General features: G+C 55.8%; 11 protein-coding genes. 7 read left to right on the forward strand and 4 right to left on the reverse strand.

The window, feature by feature from the left end; translation table 11 throughout:
• Nucleotides 1-5 precede the first annotated feature (5 nt).
• The 3 genes from NDQ72_04670 to NDQ72_04680 all read left to right on the forward strand — a co-directional run bounded on the left by NDQ72_04670 (nucleotide 6) and on the right by NDQ72_04680 (nucleotide 5,170).
• A complete protein-coding gene (locus tag NDQ72_04670; GenBank protein WKD29248.1) occupies nucleotides 6-1,766 on the forward strand; it encodes an ABC transporter ATP-binding protein/permease in 1,761 nt (586 codons plus the stop codon).
• A 131-nt stretch (nucleotides 1,767-1,897) separates the two neighbouring features.
• Nucleotides 1,898-4,108, forward strand: coding sequence for a TonB-dependent receptor (locus tag NDQ72_04675; GenBank protein ID WKD29249.1), 2,211 nt, complete (start codon nucleotides 1,898-1,900; stop codon nucleotides 4,106-4,108).
• 231 nt (nucleotides 4,109-4,339) lie between these two features.
• On the forward strand, nucleotides 4,340-5,170 hold the full coding sequence (locus tag NDQ72_04680; GenBank protein WKD29250.1) for an AraC family transcriptional regulator: 831 nt from the start codon (nucleotides 4,340-4,342) through the stop codon (nucleotides 5,168-5,170).
• Between the two features lie 89 nt (nucleotides 5,171-5,259).
• On the opposite strand, the gene NDQ72_04685 is transcribed toward NDQ72_04680, so the two are convergent.
• From NDQ72_04685 to NDQ72_04700, 4 genes are read right to left on the reverse strand one after another with little or no spacing between them, the layout of a single operon-like run.
• Entirely contained in the window at nucleotides 5,260-7,071 is a 1,812-nt protein-coding gene (locus tag NDQ72_04685) for an ABC transporter ATP-binding protein/permease (GenBank protein WKD29251.1), read from the reverse strand.
• Nucleotides 7,068-8,822 carry an ABC transporter ATP-binding protein/permease gene (locus tag NDQ72_04690; GenBank protein ID WKD29252.1) on the reverse strand — a complete coding sequence of 585 codons (1,755 nt, stop codon included), beginning with the start codon at nucleotides 8,820-8,822 and terminating at the stop codon, nucleotides 7,068-7,070. Before NDQ72_04690 ends, NDQ72_04685 begins: the two co-directional genes overlap by 4 nt.
• A complete protein-coding gene (locus NDQ72_04695) occupies nucleotides 8,819-10,087 on the reverse strand; it encodes an MFS transporter (protein ID WKD29253.1) in 1,269 nt (422 codons plus the stop codon). Before NDQ72_04695 ends, NDQ72_04690 begins: the two co-directional genes overlap by 4 nt.
• A 17-nt stretch (nucleotides 10,088-10,104) precedes the next feature.
• Complete coding sequence (locus NDQ72_04700) at nucleotides 10,105-12,285, reverse strand: TonB-dependent receptor (protein ID WKD29254.1); 2,181 nt, start codon at nucleotides 12,283-12,285, stop codon at nucleotides 10,105-10,107.
• Nucleotides 12,286-12,531: 246 nt separating this feature from the next.
• Here NDQ72_04700 and NDQ72_04705 point away from each other — a divergent pair, with 246 nt between their 5' ends.
• The 4 genes from NDQ72_04705 to NDQ72_04720 all read left to right on the forward strand — a co-directional run bounded on the left by NDQ72_04705 (nucleotide 12,532) and on the right by NDQ72_04720 (nucleotide 17,701).
• A complete protein-coding gene (locus NDQ72_04705) occupies nucleotides 12,532-13,497 on the forward strand; it encodes an AraC family transcriptional regulator (GenBank protein ID WKD29255.1) in 966 nt (321 codons plus the stop codon).
• Between the two features lie 86 nt (nucleotides 13,498-13,583).
• Entirely contained in the window at nucleotides 13,584-14,138 is a 555-nt protein-coding gene (locus NDQ72_04710) for a sigma-70 family RNA polymerase sigma factor (GenBank protein ID WKD29256.1), read from the forward strand.
• Nucleotide 14,139: 1 nt separating this feature from the next.
• The gene (locus tag NDQ72_04715; GenBank protein WKD29257.1) at nucleotides 14,140-15,150 is read left to right on the forward strand and encodes a FecR domain-containing protein; all 1,011 of its coding nucleotides are present in this window, start codon (nucleotides 14,140-14,142) and stop codon (nucleotides 15,148-15,150) included.
• Between the two features lie 94 nt (nucleotides 15,151-15,244).
• A complete protein-coding gene (locus tag NDQ72_04720; GenBank protein WKD29258.1) occupies nucleotides 15,245-17,701 on the forward strand; it encodes a TonB-dependent siderophore receptor in 2,457 nt (818 codons plus the stop codon).
• Nucleotides 17,702-17,755: the final 54 nt, after the last annotated feature.

Here is a 17,755-nt window from a genome sequence, read left to right on the forward strand (position 1 = left end):
AAACGATGGCAAACGTGAATGTCTGGATCAGCTTGCGGCGCATTCTTACCCGTAGCAGCACTTCTGCGCGGCCATTGCTGTTGGGACTGCTGCTGAGGGTGCTTGAACGCTGCTGCGAACTGATGCCTTATCTGCTCTGTTACCTGTGGCTGTGTACCATTCTGGAGGTTCCACGCCCCGGCTTTGGTTGGGCAGCAGATCCTGGCTGGCTAGCGCTGGCCCTGATCGTCAGCTTTGTACTGCAGTGGCTGTTGGCCTATGGCGGCCAGAAACGCTGCTTTTTAGAAAGCTACCGCATCATTGCAAGTTACCGGGAACGGTTGATCGAACGGATGCGCAACGTCCCCATTGGCGAGCTGCGCAGCCACCGCGTTGGACAGCTGGCCGATGTGTTGACGGACGACATCAATCGTGTGGAATCGATTTTCGCCCATGTTTTGGCAGACTTTGTCTCCGCACTGGGGTTATCGCTGGTGGCACTGCTTGTTCTGGCTAGTATCGAGTGGCGCCTAGCGCTCGCTCTAGCTGCTCTGGTACCCCTGGCTGCGCTGGCGCTGGTGGTCAGCCGTCGTCTGTTCGAGCGTGCGGGGCTGCGCAAACACGCACTCTACCGACAGACATCCGGTCTGCTGGTGGAATTCATCGGTGGGCTGACGACACTGCGCCTGTTCCACCAAGCTGATGTTTGGGCGCAGCGCTTAACAGCGGCTTTTGCCGACTTGCGCCGAATGAGCCTGAGCATTGAAAAATGGGGCGGGGGCCCAGTGATGCTGTTTCGCTTCCTCGTCGAGTGCGGTCTGCTTGTGCTAATGCTGGTCGGTATCTTGAGTGTGTTTGGTGGCGAGATTTCCCCAGTGAGCTGGATCGCCTTCTTCCTGCTGGCTTACAAGTTTCTTGGACCGCTACTGGAAGCGGCCGAATATCTGGTCATGTTGCGCCATGCCTGCCAAAGCGAAGTCAAGCTAGAGGAGGCGTGGGCACTGCAGCCACTCGCCGAGCCGCTTGCCGCGAAGACGCCGGAACACTTTGCAGTGAGTTTCGATGCGGTGTCGTTCTCCCATGGTGGGGAGGCCCGATTGCGTGACATCAGCATCGAGGTGCCCGAGCGGAGTGTCACGGCTATCGTCGGCCCCTCTGGTGCGGGTAAAAGCACATTGTTGCATCTGCTGGGGCGGTTTCATGACCCTGACCAAGGGGCTGTGCGTATGGGGGAGGTCGACCTGCGTGATATGGGCTCGGAACAACTGTATAAAAAGGTTAGTGCGGTGTTTCAACAGGTCCAGATATTTGACGGCACCATCATCGAGAACCTGAGGGCAGGGCGAGAGGATGCAAGCGATGAAGATGTTCGACAAGCGTGTGTTGCCGCTGACTGTGTTGACTTTATTGAGCGGTTGCCGGAGGGCTATCTAACACGAGTGGGAGAGTCAGGTTTTGCTCTTTCTGGTGGCGAGCGCCAGCGCCTTTCGGTTGCCCGGGCCCTGCTCAAGGATGCACCCGTGCTGTTGCTGGATGAGGTCACTGCCGCCGTGGACCCGCAGTCCCAGATGGCGATCCATCGCGCCCTTAATACTCTAGCCAGGGATCGCACCCTGATCATGGTAGCGCACCGGCTGAGCACAGTGCGCAATGCTGATCAGATCATTGTCCTAGACCGGGGCTGCATCGTCGAATCCGGCAAGCACGATGCGTTGCTGCGCTGCGACGGTCTGTATGCCGCCATGTGGGCAGCCCAGGCAACCGACGATCCGATTCCAGCACCCTGATGTTCCAGTATTCTGATACAGAATAGAAATAAATCGCATTCGGGGGTTCGTGTCCCGTTTGGAGTAGTGCCGTTAGCGCCTGGCTCTCTAGCATGGTGACTTCCATTGACTTCATCAATACGGATACAGCCATGAATATGCGGAGCATTCGACCCTGCCACCTGCTGATTGCAGGTCTTTTGTTTATACCGAAAACGCCCTATGCCGCTGCAGAGGATGAGCGCCCTGACCCTACATTGGACGACCCGATCACCAAGCTTGAGTCTGTCACCGTTACGGCACGGCGTCGCGAAGAAAGCCTTCGGGATGTGCCCGCGTCAATTCATGTGGAGAGCGGTGAATCGCTGGAACAGAAGCGTATGCTCGATGGCGCGGCGGCGTTGCGTGATGTGGCGGGTGCCAGTCTCGGCACTTTCGGTGATCGCTCCAATGCGTTTACCGTCATTCGTGGTGTGGCACCGATCCTTACGCCCCTTAGCCCGGATGATAGCTCGGTACTGACGTTCGTCGATGGTGCGCCCATGCCGATGGGCGCTTCGCTCTCACCCTATCTGGATCTGGAGAGGATGGAGGTCGTCAAGGGGCCGCAAAATACATTGTTTGGTCGCAATACGGCCGGTGGTGCTATCAACTTGGTGCCTGTGCAGCCTGATCATAGGTTCGAGGGTTCGTTACGTACAGAGGTAGGTACGGATGGTATCTTTCGCGCCGAGAGCATTATCAATGGCTCCATCGTGCCTGAACGGCTTGCTGGCAGGTTAGCGATTCGCCGCTCCCGAACTGATGGCTATATTCCCAATAGTGCGGGTGAGGATCTGGGCAAAGATGAGAGCTGGGTAGCACGTGGTTCTTTACTGTTCACCCCCACCGAGCGAACAAACTGGTTGCTTAGTGTTCAGGGAGAAAGCACTGACACCGCACCTACGGCCTACATTGCTGATCGCCCGGGGCAGGCGAAACAGGCGGCTCAGAACAAGACCGTGGATGATTTACGCATGCTCAGTATCAACTCACGACTTGAGCATGATTTCGACACATTCACGGCAACGGCGCAAACCAGCTATGCACGCTTGAATAACCGCAATAGCTACAACTTTCCCGATGCCATTATCGCCAGTGATTTTAGTGGATTGCCACCATCTGACTTCCTGGATCCTGAAACGAACTTTATCGATTGGGATAAGCGAGACTCACGGCTGACCCAAGAGTTCCGGGTAGCTGCGTTGCCAGATGCACAGGTTGGCTGGCTCGCGGGTGTGGTGTTCTACCGGGATGAAGCACAACGAAATCGCAATAGCGAAATGTGGTACTTCGGTCCTTCCGCCACGGGCAGCACCGACTACGATCTCACCACAACAGGGCAGGCAGTATTTGGTGAAGTTAACCTGCCAATGAATGATCAACTGCAGCTATCGCTGGGCGCGCGTGCTACCCATGAATCCAAGGAATTCCACTCGGAATTCACCAGTGACGGCATGTCTGGAGCTGTGCCCTATTTTGCCGAGGAGGGGGAGAAGAGCTACGACTTTGTAACGGGGCGGGCAGCGCTCACCTACGATTGGTCCCCCGACCTGATGACCTGGGCGAGTCTTTCCAGAGGCTACAAGAGCGGTGGCTTTGGGCAGGGTAATTCGCTTATGTGGAGCGGTGTACCCCGAGACCCCTATGACTCCTCGACGGTATTGACCTACGAGCTGGGTGCCCGCTCTTCATGGCTTGATGACCGCCTGGCGATAAGTGGGGCATTGTTCTTGAATGATATGCGTAAGGAGCAAATGCAAACCTGGGACTACGAGGATTTCACCGGTAAGAATCTGAACCTGGATGCGCGTTCAGCAGGTTTAGAGCTAGATGCACAGTATCGCCCCTCGGGCCGCTGGTGGCTAAGCGGTGGTGTTGCCTATACCAATACAGCACTGCGCAACGTGTCTGAGGAGGCGGCGACTCTACAAGATGGCTTGAATAGTGGCAATCACTTGCCAACAGTGCCGGAATGGTCCGCCAAAGCAGCTATTGGCTATCAAGTAGCGGGTCAAGACCTCGGCCTTGGTGGAGTATTGGCAGATGGGACCGTCAACGCGCGGCTTGCTTATAACTACATGGGGAGCCGCTACACGGATGCGTCTAACTTCGGCAAGTTGCCACCAGTACATTTGGTATCCGCCCGCCTGGGGATGGATTTCGGTAATAGCGAGGTGTACTTCTTTGGAGACAATCTGCTGGATGAAGAGTACATGAGTATTAAAGATCGCTTTGGCACGGATGCAGATGGCAATCCGGTGTTTGGTGTGTCCTATGCTCGCGGTGCCACAGTAGGACTAGGTGCTGCCCTCCACTTCTGACGCCCGTTTCCGCGCCCCCACAGTGCTATGGAAGGCTTTAGCCTCAGGGATGAAGGCTTTATGCATTTAGCTTGTGCATTAATAAAGAGTCTGATAAAAATATCTTTTGATATTGATTATCATTATTGTTGCGGGGCGGGTATGAAGGGAGGTATGAATCAGTCAGACTTGGTAAGCACTCGGGGCAGATTGGAGAGTTCTACACTCCAGAGCACAGACCATATAGGGGTCATGTTGCAGCCTGGGCTCATTGTTTGCCACACCACGGCTGAGTGCCTAGGGGCAATTGATACGCCGAAGTCATTTTCGGGAGATCACCAGTTTCTGCATCTGAATTGCCAACTGGCTGGCAGGTTCGACGGCCAAGTGGGTAACCGTACGCTGGACTACTCCCAAGGCGATGTGAGCCTAGGCTATTCCGCCGGAGAGTCCTTTTTCATTCGCCATAGCCATGATTTTCAGAATTTAACGGTGATGGTCTCCCCTGAGGCTCTTTATGGTTTGGCTGGAGAAGAGGTAGAGGATCTGATTGGCCGGGAGAGGGGAGAAGAGGCTGATTTCTTCGTCCGCCATGCTGGCCAATGCCGCAAAACGATGCGCTCAGCGATGAGCATTGCCAATCTGATGAAAGATATACCACAGCACCGATTATTGCTGCATGCGGCAACGTTAGACTTTCTTCACTGGCACTTGTCAGCGTTCCAGACCTGCCGTGGGTGCGATGCACTCTCCCCTCGTGTATGTCGCCAACTGGATGGGGCCAAAGAACTTCTGCTACAAGATCTCAGTGATCCACCGACCATTGCAAAGCTCGCACGTGCTGTCGGTATGAACGAATGCAAACTGAAGATATGCTTTAAAAAGCGATTTGGAACGACTATTTATGCACTCTTCCAAGAAGAGCGCATGAAGAAAGCAAAGCGCTTGCTACAAGATTACAATGTCACCGAGACCGCTATGGTACTTGGCTACTCTAATGTCAGCCATTTCAGCACCGCTTTTCTGAAGCAGTTCGGGTGCCTGCCGAGTAGAGTTAGACAGTTCGCTGGCGCTGCTCAGTAGAGAGCGATGAGTCACTATGTCCTCTTCTAATGCCCTCTCCGAATAGCCCGGCGCCGACTCTGGGTGGAGTTTGTCTTGCAATTCAACGATCACTCCTCTGAGGGTGAATGGCTGTTTTCCTGAATTCTTGAGTGGACTTGGATGCCCTGGTGTTGTGTATCCCATAGTGTCCGGTAGCGGCCTGCCTTTACCAGCAATTCGTCATGTGTTCCCTGCTCGATAAGCTGGCCGTCTTCAACGACCAGAATTCGGTCGGCGCCGACGATAGTCGACAGACGGTGGGCGATAACGATCACTGTCCTATTGCGTACAAGTGCATCGATGGCGTGGTGTACGGCCAGTTCGTTCTCCGCATCCAGTGCCGCGGTGGGCTCATCGAGGATGACGATTGGGGCGTTCTTGAGTAGCGCTCGGGCAATCGAGATACGCTGGCGCTCGCCCCCGGAAAGTCGGTCGCCGATCTCTCCCAGCCGTGTGTGCCAGCCTTGGGGGAGGCGCTCGATAAATGTCAGGCACTGCGCCGCCTTAGCAGCGGCTCGAACCTCGTCTTCGCTTGCTTCGGGCCGCGCCATACGGATGTTAGCGAGGACACTGCCGTCGAATAGGTATACATCCTGGAATACCACTGAAATTAAGTCACTCAGTGCTTCACTGGGTATCTGGCGCAGGTCAGTATCGCCAATCGTAATGCGTCCTTGCTGGGGGTCGGCATAGCGCATTAGTAATCGAGTCACCGTGGTCTTACCTGCGCCCGAAGAGCCCACCAGCGCCGTCATGCTACACGCCGGAAACATGGCGCTAAAGCCCACGAGCGCAGGGTTATCGGCTTGCGTATAGCGAAAGGAGACGTCTTCAAAGCGAATGTCGAAGGTGTCGGGTACGACAGCGGGAGTCTGCTGTGGCAGAGGGGGGACCGCCAGCAACGCCTCGATGCGTTCCAGTGCTGCCTCGATCATTTCCAGCATCATGGTATAGCTGACAAAGGTTGCCAGCGGTTCGGAAAAGCGCACGATGATGACCAAGGCGGCTGCCAGCGACGCAATATCCAGGGTTCCCATCACCACCCAGGTGATGGCGCAGGTCGCCACTCCTAACAAGCCAAGTTCTACTACGCTGGCGACGATAACGTCGGGTTTAGCCGCGTGTTGACGGGTTTTAACCTGCACGGTTTCAAGATGCTGAAAGCTGGCATGCAGTGCCGCCGCTTTTGTCCCTTCGCTACATGCCGCGCGTAGAGCCGACAAGCCCTGGAGATACTCGACGATGTCGGCACTGGTGCGCCGATGCGCTTGGTTAAGCTGGCGCATGCCGCGCCGCATGGCCGGGCGGCGCCAGCCGTAGAGGGGCACGATGGCGGGGAAGACCAATAACAACACCACACCCAGTCGCCAGTCCACCAGCAGTGCGGCCAATGCGACGGTTAGCGGGGTGACCACTGCTAGCATGATGAGGTTGGCGATGGCCAGGGTGTAATTGAGGTTTTCATCCACGTTGCCGAGCAGCATCGACGTCATCTCCCCCGTGCGACTGTCCTGCAAACGTTCCAGTGGCATGCGGCGCAGCTGTTCGCCAAGGCGGGTGCGCAGCGCGTGGGTCATTGCTGCCAACTGGCCGTTGTACTCAAAACCCTGTGCCCACCAGCGCAGAACAGTGGTGGAGATGGCCAAGAGCGTCATGGTTGCCAGCCAATGCAGTGCAGCCTCCGTATCACCGGTCGACAGCATTGCCCTGAATATCGGAAACAGGCAGGCCAGTGCCAGCCCCTGGGCGATGGCGGCCACCAACAAACCGATCAGGCTGTTGCGCAGTGCCGCGGCATGCCCGCCAGCCGTTTTCAGCAGGCAGCGCCAGGTTGTGTACCAAGAGGTGGTGGAACGGCGGTCTGGGCCGGAGGTTATCATCGGTTATTCTCGCGCTTCAGCGCCCAGTGTTGGGCTTGCTCGTGGCGGTTCCAGAGCCGGGCATAGACACCGTCCTGCGTCACCAACTGATCGTGTTGACCGCTCTCAACTAGTTGGCCTCGCTCGAAGACCAGTATCTGATCGGCAGTACGGATGCTGGCAAGCCGGTGGGTCACCATTATCACGGTCTTGCTACGCATTAGCGCAGAGAGCGCCTTCATTAGTGCTGCCTCGTTCTCTGGGTCGGCGAAGGCGGTGGGTTCGTCGAGCACTAGAATGGGGCGGTTTTGCAGAATAGCGCGGGCAATCGTAATGCGCTGGCGCTGGCCACCGGAGAGCAGGCCGCCACGCTCCCCCACAGGTGTGGCGTAGCCCTCGGGTAGATTTTGGATGAAGCTGTGCGCCTGGGCTGCGCGTGCCGCTGCCACCACCTCATCCATTGTTGCCTCCGGCATCCCCAGGCGGATGTTATTGGCAATGCTGTCGGCGAGCAGAAAGGTCTCCTGAAACACAAAGGCGACCTGGGCCATGAGAGTTTCGGTAGTCATATCCCGAACATTAACGCCGCCGACCCGGACGCATCCGGCGTCGACATCCCAAAAACGTGGAATCAGTCGAGCGATGGTGGTTTTGCCAGCCCCCGAGGAACCGACCAGGGCAGTGACGCTGGCGGGGGCTGCATGGAAGGTAACATCGCGCAGGGCGAGCTCGCCGTCGCATAGCGCGTCAGTGCCGTATCCAAAGCTGACATCCTCGAAATCGACGGTGGTACTTGTTGGTAGGCAGGTCTGTACGGGCGTTGGCAATACGGGCAGCGCCATGACCTGCTGAATGCGCCCAATGCTAAGTTTCGCCCTGGCGACCAGATGATGGAGTGCCATCAATGGCATCACGGACTCGGCCATACCGGCGCCTAGCAACAACACAGCAGTCCAGGTAGCGAAATTCAGCGTACCTTGCGTTGTTAACCAACTCCCTAGGCCCAGCAATACGATCAGGGTTGGCAGCGGGTTTAGCACTGCGAAGGAGTAGCGGGCGGCGAAACCTGCCTGCTGGTACCAGTCGGTGAGCACGTTTCGATAGCTCTCCAGTGCCTGCTGATAGCGGCTGAAAGTCACATGGCCGGTATCGAAGGTACGCACCACCGGCATCGCCTGAACGTACTCGACGATTGCCGCGCTGACGCACTCGCGTGCTGTGTTGTAGCGACGCTGCATTGAGTTGGCATCACGCATGGCCAGGCCAAGTACCCCCAATCCCAACAGCAGCACGGCCACTGCGCCTGATGCCAGCCGCCAGTCTAGCCAGACAAGGATCAGCAAGGTGCATAATGGCGCTACAATGGCGCGGGCATACAGTGGCGTACTGTCGGCCACGAAAAGGTGCAGCGCTTTGATATCGTCCTGCATCACCTTGGCCAGTGCGCCCGCCCCATACTGCTGTATATCCCCTAGCGACACCTGCGCTAAATATTGCGCCATGTCAGTACGCAGAATCGTCTCCAAGCGGAAAGCAGCATAGTGAGACTGGTTGAACGCGCTCAGTCGTAGCAGCAGGCTGGCGGCCAGGCAGGCAACGGCCGTGGTCATTGGTTGCCAGGGCCAGACATGGGGGTGTTGGATTAACTGCCCCAGTACAAGCGCCAGCAGGGCAATCGACGCGAGCCCGAACATGGCACTCGTGCCCGCAAGCAACATGGCAAAACGGATCTCTCCCTGCACGGGTCGCATGATATCCCACGGCTTATTCATCTCGCCTCCTCGCTAATCGCCAATGCGGCGGGTTGAAGAGGCGAACGTTCATACCTGCGATGTGCTGCTCTTCCGGTTGGCTGGTAGCGTAATGAGAGCAGCGCAGCGATGACCGCCGTCAATACTGCCAGTGCTAATACGCCTGCGTAGCCGAATGTATCCGCTAGCGCCGCACCCGCCGACATCATGCCCATGGCGACGAACATATTGAGACTGTACTGAAACGTGTAGTCGGTCGCCGGGCTTTCGAAGGACGCATGATCCATCATGACCGTGGCAAGAACGGTCGCCGCAGGATTGTAAAGAAGAAAGAAGAGGCCAATGGAGAGGGTGGCGACCATGTCGCTGGTATAGCCAAACACAGGTAGGGCAATGACCGCGATCCCCGGTATCTGAACCAGGGCGGCACCGATCAGGGCCTTACGTCGCCCTAGTTTGGTGAGTAGCCAGCCAGTCGATAGTGCTGCTAAGACACCCAACGAGGAGCCGACGACATTGACAGAAAAGCCGATGCGCTCCATTCGCCACCCCGCATCGACCAGTATGGGCGTAATGAGGGCGTAGGCAAGGCTGCTCGACATTGGATACAACAGCAACAACACGAGCCAGTGGCGGCCATTGGGTTGCCGCCAGAATGCCTTGATACACCGCATCAAGGTATTGCCAGATGCCCGTGGCGTATTCCAGCGTGGTTCACGAAACCATACCAGTAGTGTCAGGGGTAAGCAGGTGCCCACGGCAAGGATCATCACACTGCCATGCCACCCTAAATGAGGATAGGCCAGTAGCACCGCGCCCCCGCCCAGCATGTTCCCCAGCAAGCCACCAGCAATCTGGATACCGTTACCCACGCCTCGTTCATCGGGGGAGAGCAGACGGCACGCCAGCCCATCGATGGCAATGTCCTGGGTTGCCGAGAACACCGCCACGAGCAAGCACAGGGCATAAATCACTGTAAAGTCATTGAGTGGCTCGAATTGACCGAAACCCAGGAAGGTCAGCGCCAGCCCACTCTGCATGACGATTAGCCAGGTTCGGTAGTGACCGATACGGGCAATGCTATATTTGTCCACAAGGGGCGCCCAAAGGAATTTGAAAGGCCAGACCATCCCCATTAGATAGATAAGGCTCACCTGCCCCAACGTGGCTCCCTGTTCTCGCAAGATGACCACCAGCGCCACCACCAGGAATCCCAGACCGAGATACTGAGTCGTGTATAGGCTGGCCAATAGACACCAGGTAAATTTGGGTGTTTTCGAGCTCATGTGCGGCCTCATGGAAATCAGAAGGTGTGGTTAACACCGAGTCCGAAGGCACGGCCCTGGGCTGGCGCACCATAGTAGGTAGACGGTGGTGCAAAATAGCCATACAGGTCGTAGTGCTCATCCATCAGGTTGCGTCCCCATACATACCATTCAGTGTCGCCGCTGCCGACGCCAAGACGCATATCGATCTTGTGATAGGCATCGAGGTCGAATGAGTTCTGAGGATCAGCAGGACGCGCGCCTTGATAGTTGTAATCCAAGCGAGCGTTTAGTAATGGAGAGGAGATGCCGAAGAAGGGCGAAATCTGCTTTTGATAGACGAGCGCCAAGTGGCTAGACCATCTGGGAATATCGGGCATATGGTTACCGGCATGTACGTCGCCATCCCCTATCCTGAAGGCATCCGTGGTAATTTCTGCATCGATATAGCTCACATCACCTGACAGAGTGAGGCCATTGTCGAATTGCCAGCTTGCTTGTAATTCAGCACCCATGCTGCGGGTGTCGGCATTAACTGCACTGACGGCGTAGGTGGCAGAGTCGTAGGAAAGTAAGTGGTTATCCTCGACATCCGTGTAGAAAAGGGCGCCATTCAGGGTCAGGCGTTGCTCTGCCATTGCCGACTTAAATCCTAGCTCTGCTGATTTGGAAGTTGCCGCACGGTAGCTGGCTGTGCCTGGGGCGTTGCCGTAATCCTGGAATCCGCCGGGGTTGTAGCCGCGCGAGAGCATGCTGTAGACGTTGATCTCCGGTGTTAGCGCATGGGTCAGCCCGATACGGCCGGTGGTGAAGTCGTCGCTCAACGTCTCTGATTCGCCTGTCGCCGCCCCGCCGGAAAGGTAGGTGGCATCAAAGGTCTTGCTGTCCCAGGTGTGGCGCAGCCCCGCGGTCAGTTTCCAATCACTGGAGAGAGGCAGGGTCGTCTCTCCATAGAGACCGTAGCGGTTCGTGGTGAAATCCCGGAACTGGGCGTTGGAGGTACCATAGGTGTTGCGCGGGTTGTCATAGGAGCGATCCGAGTGCAAAAGGCTTAACCCACCAATCCAGAAGGTGTGAGCACCGGGTAGCGACGACAGGCGAAGATCCTGGGTTAGTACTTGTTCGCGGGACTCCTGCAGTTGCCAGTATTCGGTGGCATTCGGGTTGCCGGTTCTGGACGCCTGGATCAACCGATCGTAGACGACAGGCGAAGTGTTAAAGCCGTCGGTGTAGGACGTCACAGCGGTGAATTGGCTATTGTCGAGTTCGTGATCAACTTGCAGGGAAGAGCGCTCTACTGTCTTGTGACTGTTAGCGTAGATGCCTGGGCTTACATCCATCACCGGATTGTCTCCGTAGGGGCGAAGGACGATGTTTTCCCCCATGTGCCTAGCCTTTTGTCGCTCAGTGCTAACGAGAACGGAGGTGTCAGGCGTGGCGTCCCACATCAGGCTGCCCCGGAGTGCCAGCAGATCCGGTTCGGCAACTGGCTCACCTGTTTGCAGGTTGGTGATGGGGTAGTCGAAGGCCGATTGTTGAATAGCGATGCGGCCGCTCAATTGGTCGGTGAGCGGCCCGCCAATGGCGCCTGCCACCAAGTGTTGCCCCTCCTGGCCATACTCACCCCGGGCGTAGCCTTCGACATGGCGCGTAGGCTTACGGGTAGTGATGTTGATGGCGCCTGCTTCGGCCAGGCCGCCGAATAGGGTGCCTTGCGATCCTTTAAGCACTTCGATGTGTTCAACATCCAGATTGCCCAGGGAAATGTGCCGGGAAGAGAGCGGGCTGCCATCGAGATTCACGGCAACGGAGGTGTCATCCATGCTCATCGGGTAGAGAGCGCCGATGCCGCGGATATAGAGGGAAGAGACGTTGGCACCGCCAGACGAATTGACGTTGACGCCGGGCGTGGCGCGCAATACGTCTTCGATTGATGTTAAGCCGCGCTCCTCAATCTCCTCACCCGATACTAAGGTAATGCCGAAAGGAAGATCCTTGGGGTCTTCCTGGGTCTTGCCGCCCCGTGCGGAGACCGTAATGGTCGGTAGTGGTGAAGCCGTCACGGCGTCTGCTGCGCTCGGTTCTCCCTCGCTCTGCTGCGCATAAGCGGCATTGATCAACAGCAGAGACGTACAGGCGAGCAGTTTCAGGAATCCTGAGTCACGTGCCCCTACCAAGTACTGGTGAACCTGCTTGTTAGTTGATCCCTTTCTTCCCATGGTTACCTCCCCGCCTTATTGCGATGGATAGACGCCAACTGGCTGCCTTCTCCTTCCCGGACATATCCTGATCGGGCATAAGATATAGGCAGCGTTGGTCTCTTGTGGCCCTCGACATTTTGTCTGAGAAACTGCACTATTTATGATTGAGAATCATTTCTATATCTACTCGAATCGGGCCAATCTCTGCCCGTTTCGGTTGACGGGCATTTAGCCGAGTGATTAGAGCGGGGAAAAGTGATGCCTATGTCGGTTTATTCTTCATTTGGTGCCAAAGCTGATGTCGCCGTATCGACGCTGTTGGCACCAGGGCAGGGCGCATCGCTACCAGTGTCTCGAGAGGATAAGTGCACACTGTTAAGGCACACTCTTCAGGATGGTGTGGATATCGTTGTGTGGAAGGGGCACTTTGCCCGGCCGCTAGCATTCGATATTTATGATGACGATCACAGGATCAGTTTTGCCTGTTCACTTGCCGGTAGTTCGCAAAGCCGGTTAGATGATGGCGCCTTGCCGTGTACCCACACTTTGCAGGAAAAAGAAGCTAGCATTAGCTTCCATCCTGGGCGACATGGCACCTTCATCCAGGCAGGAAAATTCGAAAGCATCACGGTTATGGTGCGGCCTGATATCTTGGAGGCGTGGCCCAGCGGTGCGCATGGGATTTCGCAAAATACGGCTGGCGAGGACTGCTTTCTGACACGTTGCGCTTGCAATGCCGAACTTCGCGCGACTGCGCAAGTGTTGAGCCAAGGGCTGTGTGCGACGCAGGCTGTTGCTGGTAGTAGCAGTAATCGCCCACCGCTATGGTTACTCGGCCAATGCCTGGTCATGGTGAGCCTGATACAAGAAGGGAACGGTCATTCAACATCTCACACAGACCGGATACTTTGGCAAGATCAGCAGCGTTTACTACGTGCGAGGGATTTTTTGTTACATGACCTTAGCGCCGCGCCGACACTGCCTGAGCTTGCACAAGAGGCAGGCCTAAGCCTGCTGAAACTCAAACGCGGGTTCCGGCAACTCTTCGGTAACACCGTCTACGGGCTTTTTCAGCAAGAGCGCATGCAGGAAGCGCGACGGCAACTGAACCTGGGCTTGCCGGTATTGGCCGTCGCCGCTGAGCTGGGTTACACCAATGCAAGCCATTTTGCCGTCGCGTTCAAGAAACAGTTTGGCATCAACCCTTCAGAGGTCAAACGCCAGCGCTGACTGCGATGCTCACGGTTGTGCATTGACACTGCTTGTGAATTGAAAAAGAATAAGAATCATTTTCGAATCAGTGAGGCACTTTTTATATGGCGGCGGCACCCCGATCAGCCGAGCCTGTGGCTTACCATACCGGCTGTCGAAACTCCCTCGGTCAGTTATATCACCACCATCAGCCTTGGTTGCAGCAGTTGCTCAGCCAGCGGTTGGGATGTAGTGAGTCGGCGGCGGATCTGGCGCAGGATGCGTTTGTGCGGCTGCTGAAAACGCCTCGCCATTTGGATAGTTTCGAAGGCGCCAGAGCCTATCTCAGCCGTATGGCTAAAGGGTTGTGCGTGGATCATTGGCGCCGCCAGGATATCGAGCGCGCCTGGCAGCAAGCCCTGGCGGCCAGCGCCGAGGCGCATTTGCCCTCTGCTGAACACCAGCAAATTGTCATCGAAACGCTGTGCGAAATCGACCACATGCTGGCGCGGTTGCCCGAGAAAGTCGCTAGCGCCTTTCTGGCTTCGCAGCTACACGGTAAACCCTATCGGCAGATTGCTGAGGAGCTGGGGGTGTCCGAACGCATGGTTAAAAAATATATGGCCCAGGCCATGCTGCAGTGTGCGTTGATCGAAGCGGGCTTCGAGGCGGGCCTCTAAAATGGTTTCTGCGGCTAGCGCCGATGAAGCCGCCAAGCGTCGTGCGTTGGCGGAGGCCGCCGAGTGGTTTGCCGAGTGGCAAGCGGGAGAGATGTCGGCAACTGAGCGTCAACGCTGGCAGGCATGGTGGGATGCCAACGACACCCATCGCTGGGCCTGGCAACAGGTGGAAGGCGTTAGCCGCCGCTTCACTGACAATCTAGGCAAGGATGAGCGTCAAACCGCTGACAGCGTGATTAGCCTGGCGCGACAACGGCGGCGGGGGCGTCGTCACCTGTTGGGTGGGCTGGCAAGCTTCGCGCTGGTCTCTGTACTCACCGCAGCGCTCTGGCAAAGCACACCGCTGCCACGACTAGTACAGCAGTGGGGCGCTGATTATCACACCGCCACCGGTGAAATTACCCGCATCGAATTGGAGGATGGCACTCAGGTATGGCTAAGCAGCGCCTCGGCGTTAGATGTCGACTACGACCATCAGCGGCGCCGACTGCAACTGGTGGCGGGTGAAGTGCTGATTAAGACCGGCAAAGACCCCGAACGCCCTTTTTACCTGGATACCCGACGCGCGCGGCTGACCCCCTTGGGCACCCACTTTAGCGTGCGCCAACGCCAAGCCGACGAACTGCTGTCGGTGTTCGAAGGCGCGGTAGCTATTCAGACTCACGGCGATGCCAGCCAGGTGGTCGACGCTGGGCAGCAGGCCAGCTATGCCGCTAACGGCATTGGCGAACTCAACCCCGCCGACGGCAACCGGGCCGCCTGGGCCAATGGTGTGTTGCTGGCTGAAAATATGTTGCTGAAGACCTTCGCAGCGGAGCTGAGCCAGCATCACCACGGCCGCCTAGAGGTCGACCCAGAGGTGGCGAACCTCACCCTACTTGGCGCTTTCCCGCTCGATGATTTAGAGCGCACCCTGAACATGGTCGAGACCACACTACCGGTGAAGGTGCGCCAAATCATGCCCTGGTGGATCAAAATAGAGGCAGACGAAACAAGCTCCAGCGAGGAATAAAAAGAGAAAAAATTGGTTTTGCTGGTTCCCCTTTTTCGCACTGGTTCGATTCCCCTTTATAAGCACTTAAAACGTATCTGCAAGGGGAACCAACATGCTCCAACAGCGCACGGCACTTCGACCACTTACTGCCAAGCCCCAACCGACGCTTAACCGCCGCGCCTTGACGCTGGCGGTTCATTTTGCCACCGCTGGGCTATTAGCAGCTCCGCTGCTATCGCAGCCCGCCATCGCTCAAGTCACTCAGCAGCAAGCACGCCACTATGATATTGCCAGCGGTCCGGTTAGCACGGCAATTAACCGCTTCGCTGCCCAGGCGGGTGTGTTTATTAGTGGCGCTGGCGAGCTGGGAGAAGGGCGCCAAAGCCCTGGCCTGCAAGGTCAGTACAGCGTTAATGAAGGGCTGGAGCGGTTGTTGGATGGAACGGGTTTAACGGCAGCCCTGCAGAGGGATGGTAGTTACCGGTTGGCAGAGCAGGTAACGGATGTGTCGTTGTCGACGATGCAGGTGGAGGCTGACTGGCATAGCACTGCGGCAACAGAGAGCAGCAATTCCTTTACCACTGATCGCAGCACTATCGGTTTGAGCGAACAGGCCATCAAGGATATTCCGCAGTCTGTCAGTGTATTGACCCGCGAAAGGCTCAACGATCAAAACTTAACCTCTCTCAAAGAGGCGATGGAGCAGACTACTGGCATTAGTGTAATGTCATACGGATCAAATCAGTATCAACTCAGATCCCGCGGCTATGATATTGATTCTCTTATGCTGGATGGAAGCCGTGTTGAAGCACCTTATGGCTCATTAGCTAATACGGGCCTCTACGACACGGCTCTCTATGATCGTGTTGAGGTTATGCGGGGACCTACGGGAATACTCACGGGTAGCGGCGAACCCAGTGGCACTGTCAACTTGGCACGCAAACGCGCCCGGCGGGATTTCGGCTTCGATATGTCGTTGTCTGCCGGCTCTTGGGACGCCTATCGAAGCACAATTGACGTCACAGGTTCGCTCAACGAGAGTGGTAGCCTACGCGGCAGAATTGTGGGGGTCTACGATGAACAAGAGTCGTTCGTCGATGAGGTTAATGCACAAAATGCTATTGGCTACGGCACGCTGGAGTACGACTTTACCCCTGATACCACATTATCGGTCGGCGTCGCTAGACAAACAGAGGACTCCCGTCCGCATTCTGGTTTGCCCGTAGCCGGCAACGGCAACTTATTCGATGTTGACCGCTCAACCTATCTCGGTTCGTCATGGGATCGTTCGCACGCAAATGCGACACGCTATTTTGCTGATCTAAAACACTATCTTAATAATGGCGGCTTCTTTAGTTTAAAAGCTAACCAGATCGAAACATATAGAATGAATGTCACAAGCAGTGAAGGTGCTCTAGTGCTTGATGAAGATTCAGGCGATATGTTGACACGTAATAGCTCCTGGTCTAATCGAACTAAGAGTGAATCGCTGGAGGCGAGACTAACGACTCCATTCAATCTATTCGAGGCCGAACATGCTACCACTCTGGGGGCCAGCTACAATAAGAACGACAGCTACACCCCGTATGCTTACGGAGAAGGTGACTATCTTAATCAGCATTCCCTCCAAAACATTTATTCTCCCCACGAACTGCCAGAACCGGATGAATATTCTCTTTATCCTGGATATGTCAGTTCTGACTTGAGCCAAGAGAGCCTGTATGGGCAAGTTAACTGGTCTGTCACACCACGCCTGACACTCGTTACTGGCGGACGCCTTGACTGGTATGACATCACATCAGACCTTGCTGAGGGAGATTGGGGGCGCCATAGAGCTGGCAGTGGTCGCGAATTCACTCCTTATTACGGAGCTATCTATGAAATAACCCCAAGCATTAACTTTTATACAAGCATGTCAAATATCTTTCAGCCGCAAACAGAGGTCGAATCTAGCGGTGAGATTATCGAGCCACGCACAGGAGAACAAATTGAAGCGGGTATAAAGGGTGGATCACCCGACGGCGAACTCAATTGGCATCTTGCCGTATTCAATATTGAGGATCAGAACCGAGCCTACACAGACCCCGATAACTCTGCCTTCTCTATCCCGCTTGGAGAGACGCGCAGCCGTGGCTTTGAAGCAGAGATATCCGGCAGTCCATTACCACGTTTAGATGTAAGTGCCAGTTACGCATATACGGATACTGAGTATACACGTGATGCAAGTCTGGAGGGGTTATCGCTATCACCTGATACACCACGGCATAACTTCAAACTTTGGACACGTTATCGCTTCTCTGACGATGCCAACCAAGGATGGCGTATTGGTGCTGGTGTTAACACTGTCAGCAGTATTTATGCCGAAGATGGCACTAATCGCTGGGAGCAAGGTGGCTATACCTTACTTTCAGCTCAATTAGGTTATCGCTTCAATGAGAACTTTGATGTTAGCTTTAAGGGGAATAATCTTACTGATGAAAAATATTATTCGACGGTTCGAGCTAACACTAGACACAATTACTATGGAGATCCTCGCAACTTTACATTCAACCTAAATTATAGTTACTGATTAAAAATGGGAGGTTGTTAAATAGGCAACCTCCCAATGTCTTTTGTCAGAGTT

The organism is Halomonas sp. KG2 (assembly GCA_030440445.1).
Taxonomy (GTDB): Bacteria; Pseudomonadota; Gammaproteobacteria; order Pseudomonadales; family Halomonadaceae; genus Vreelandella.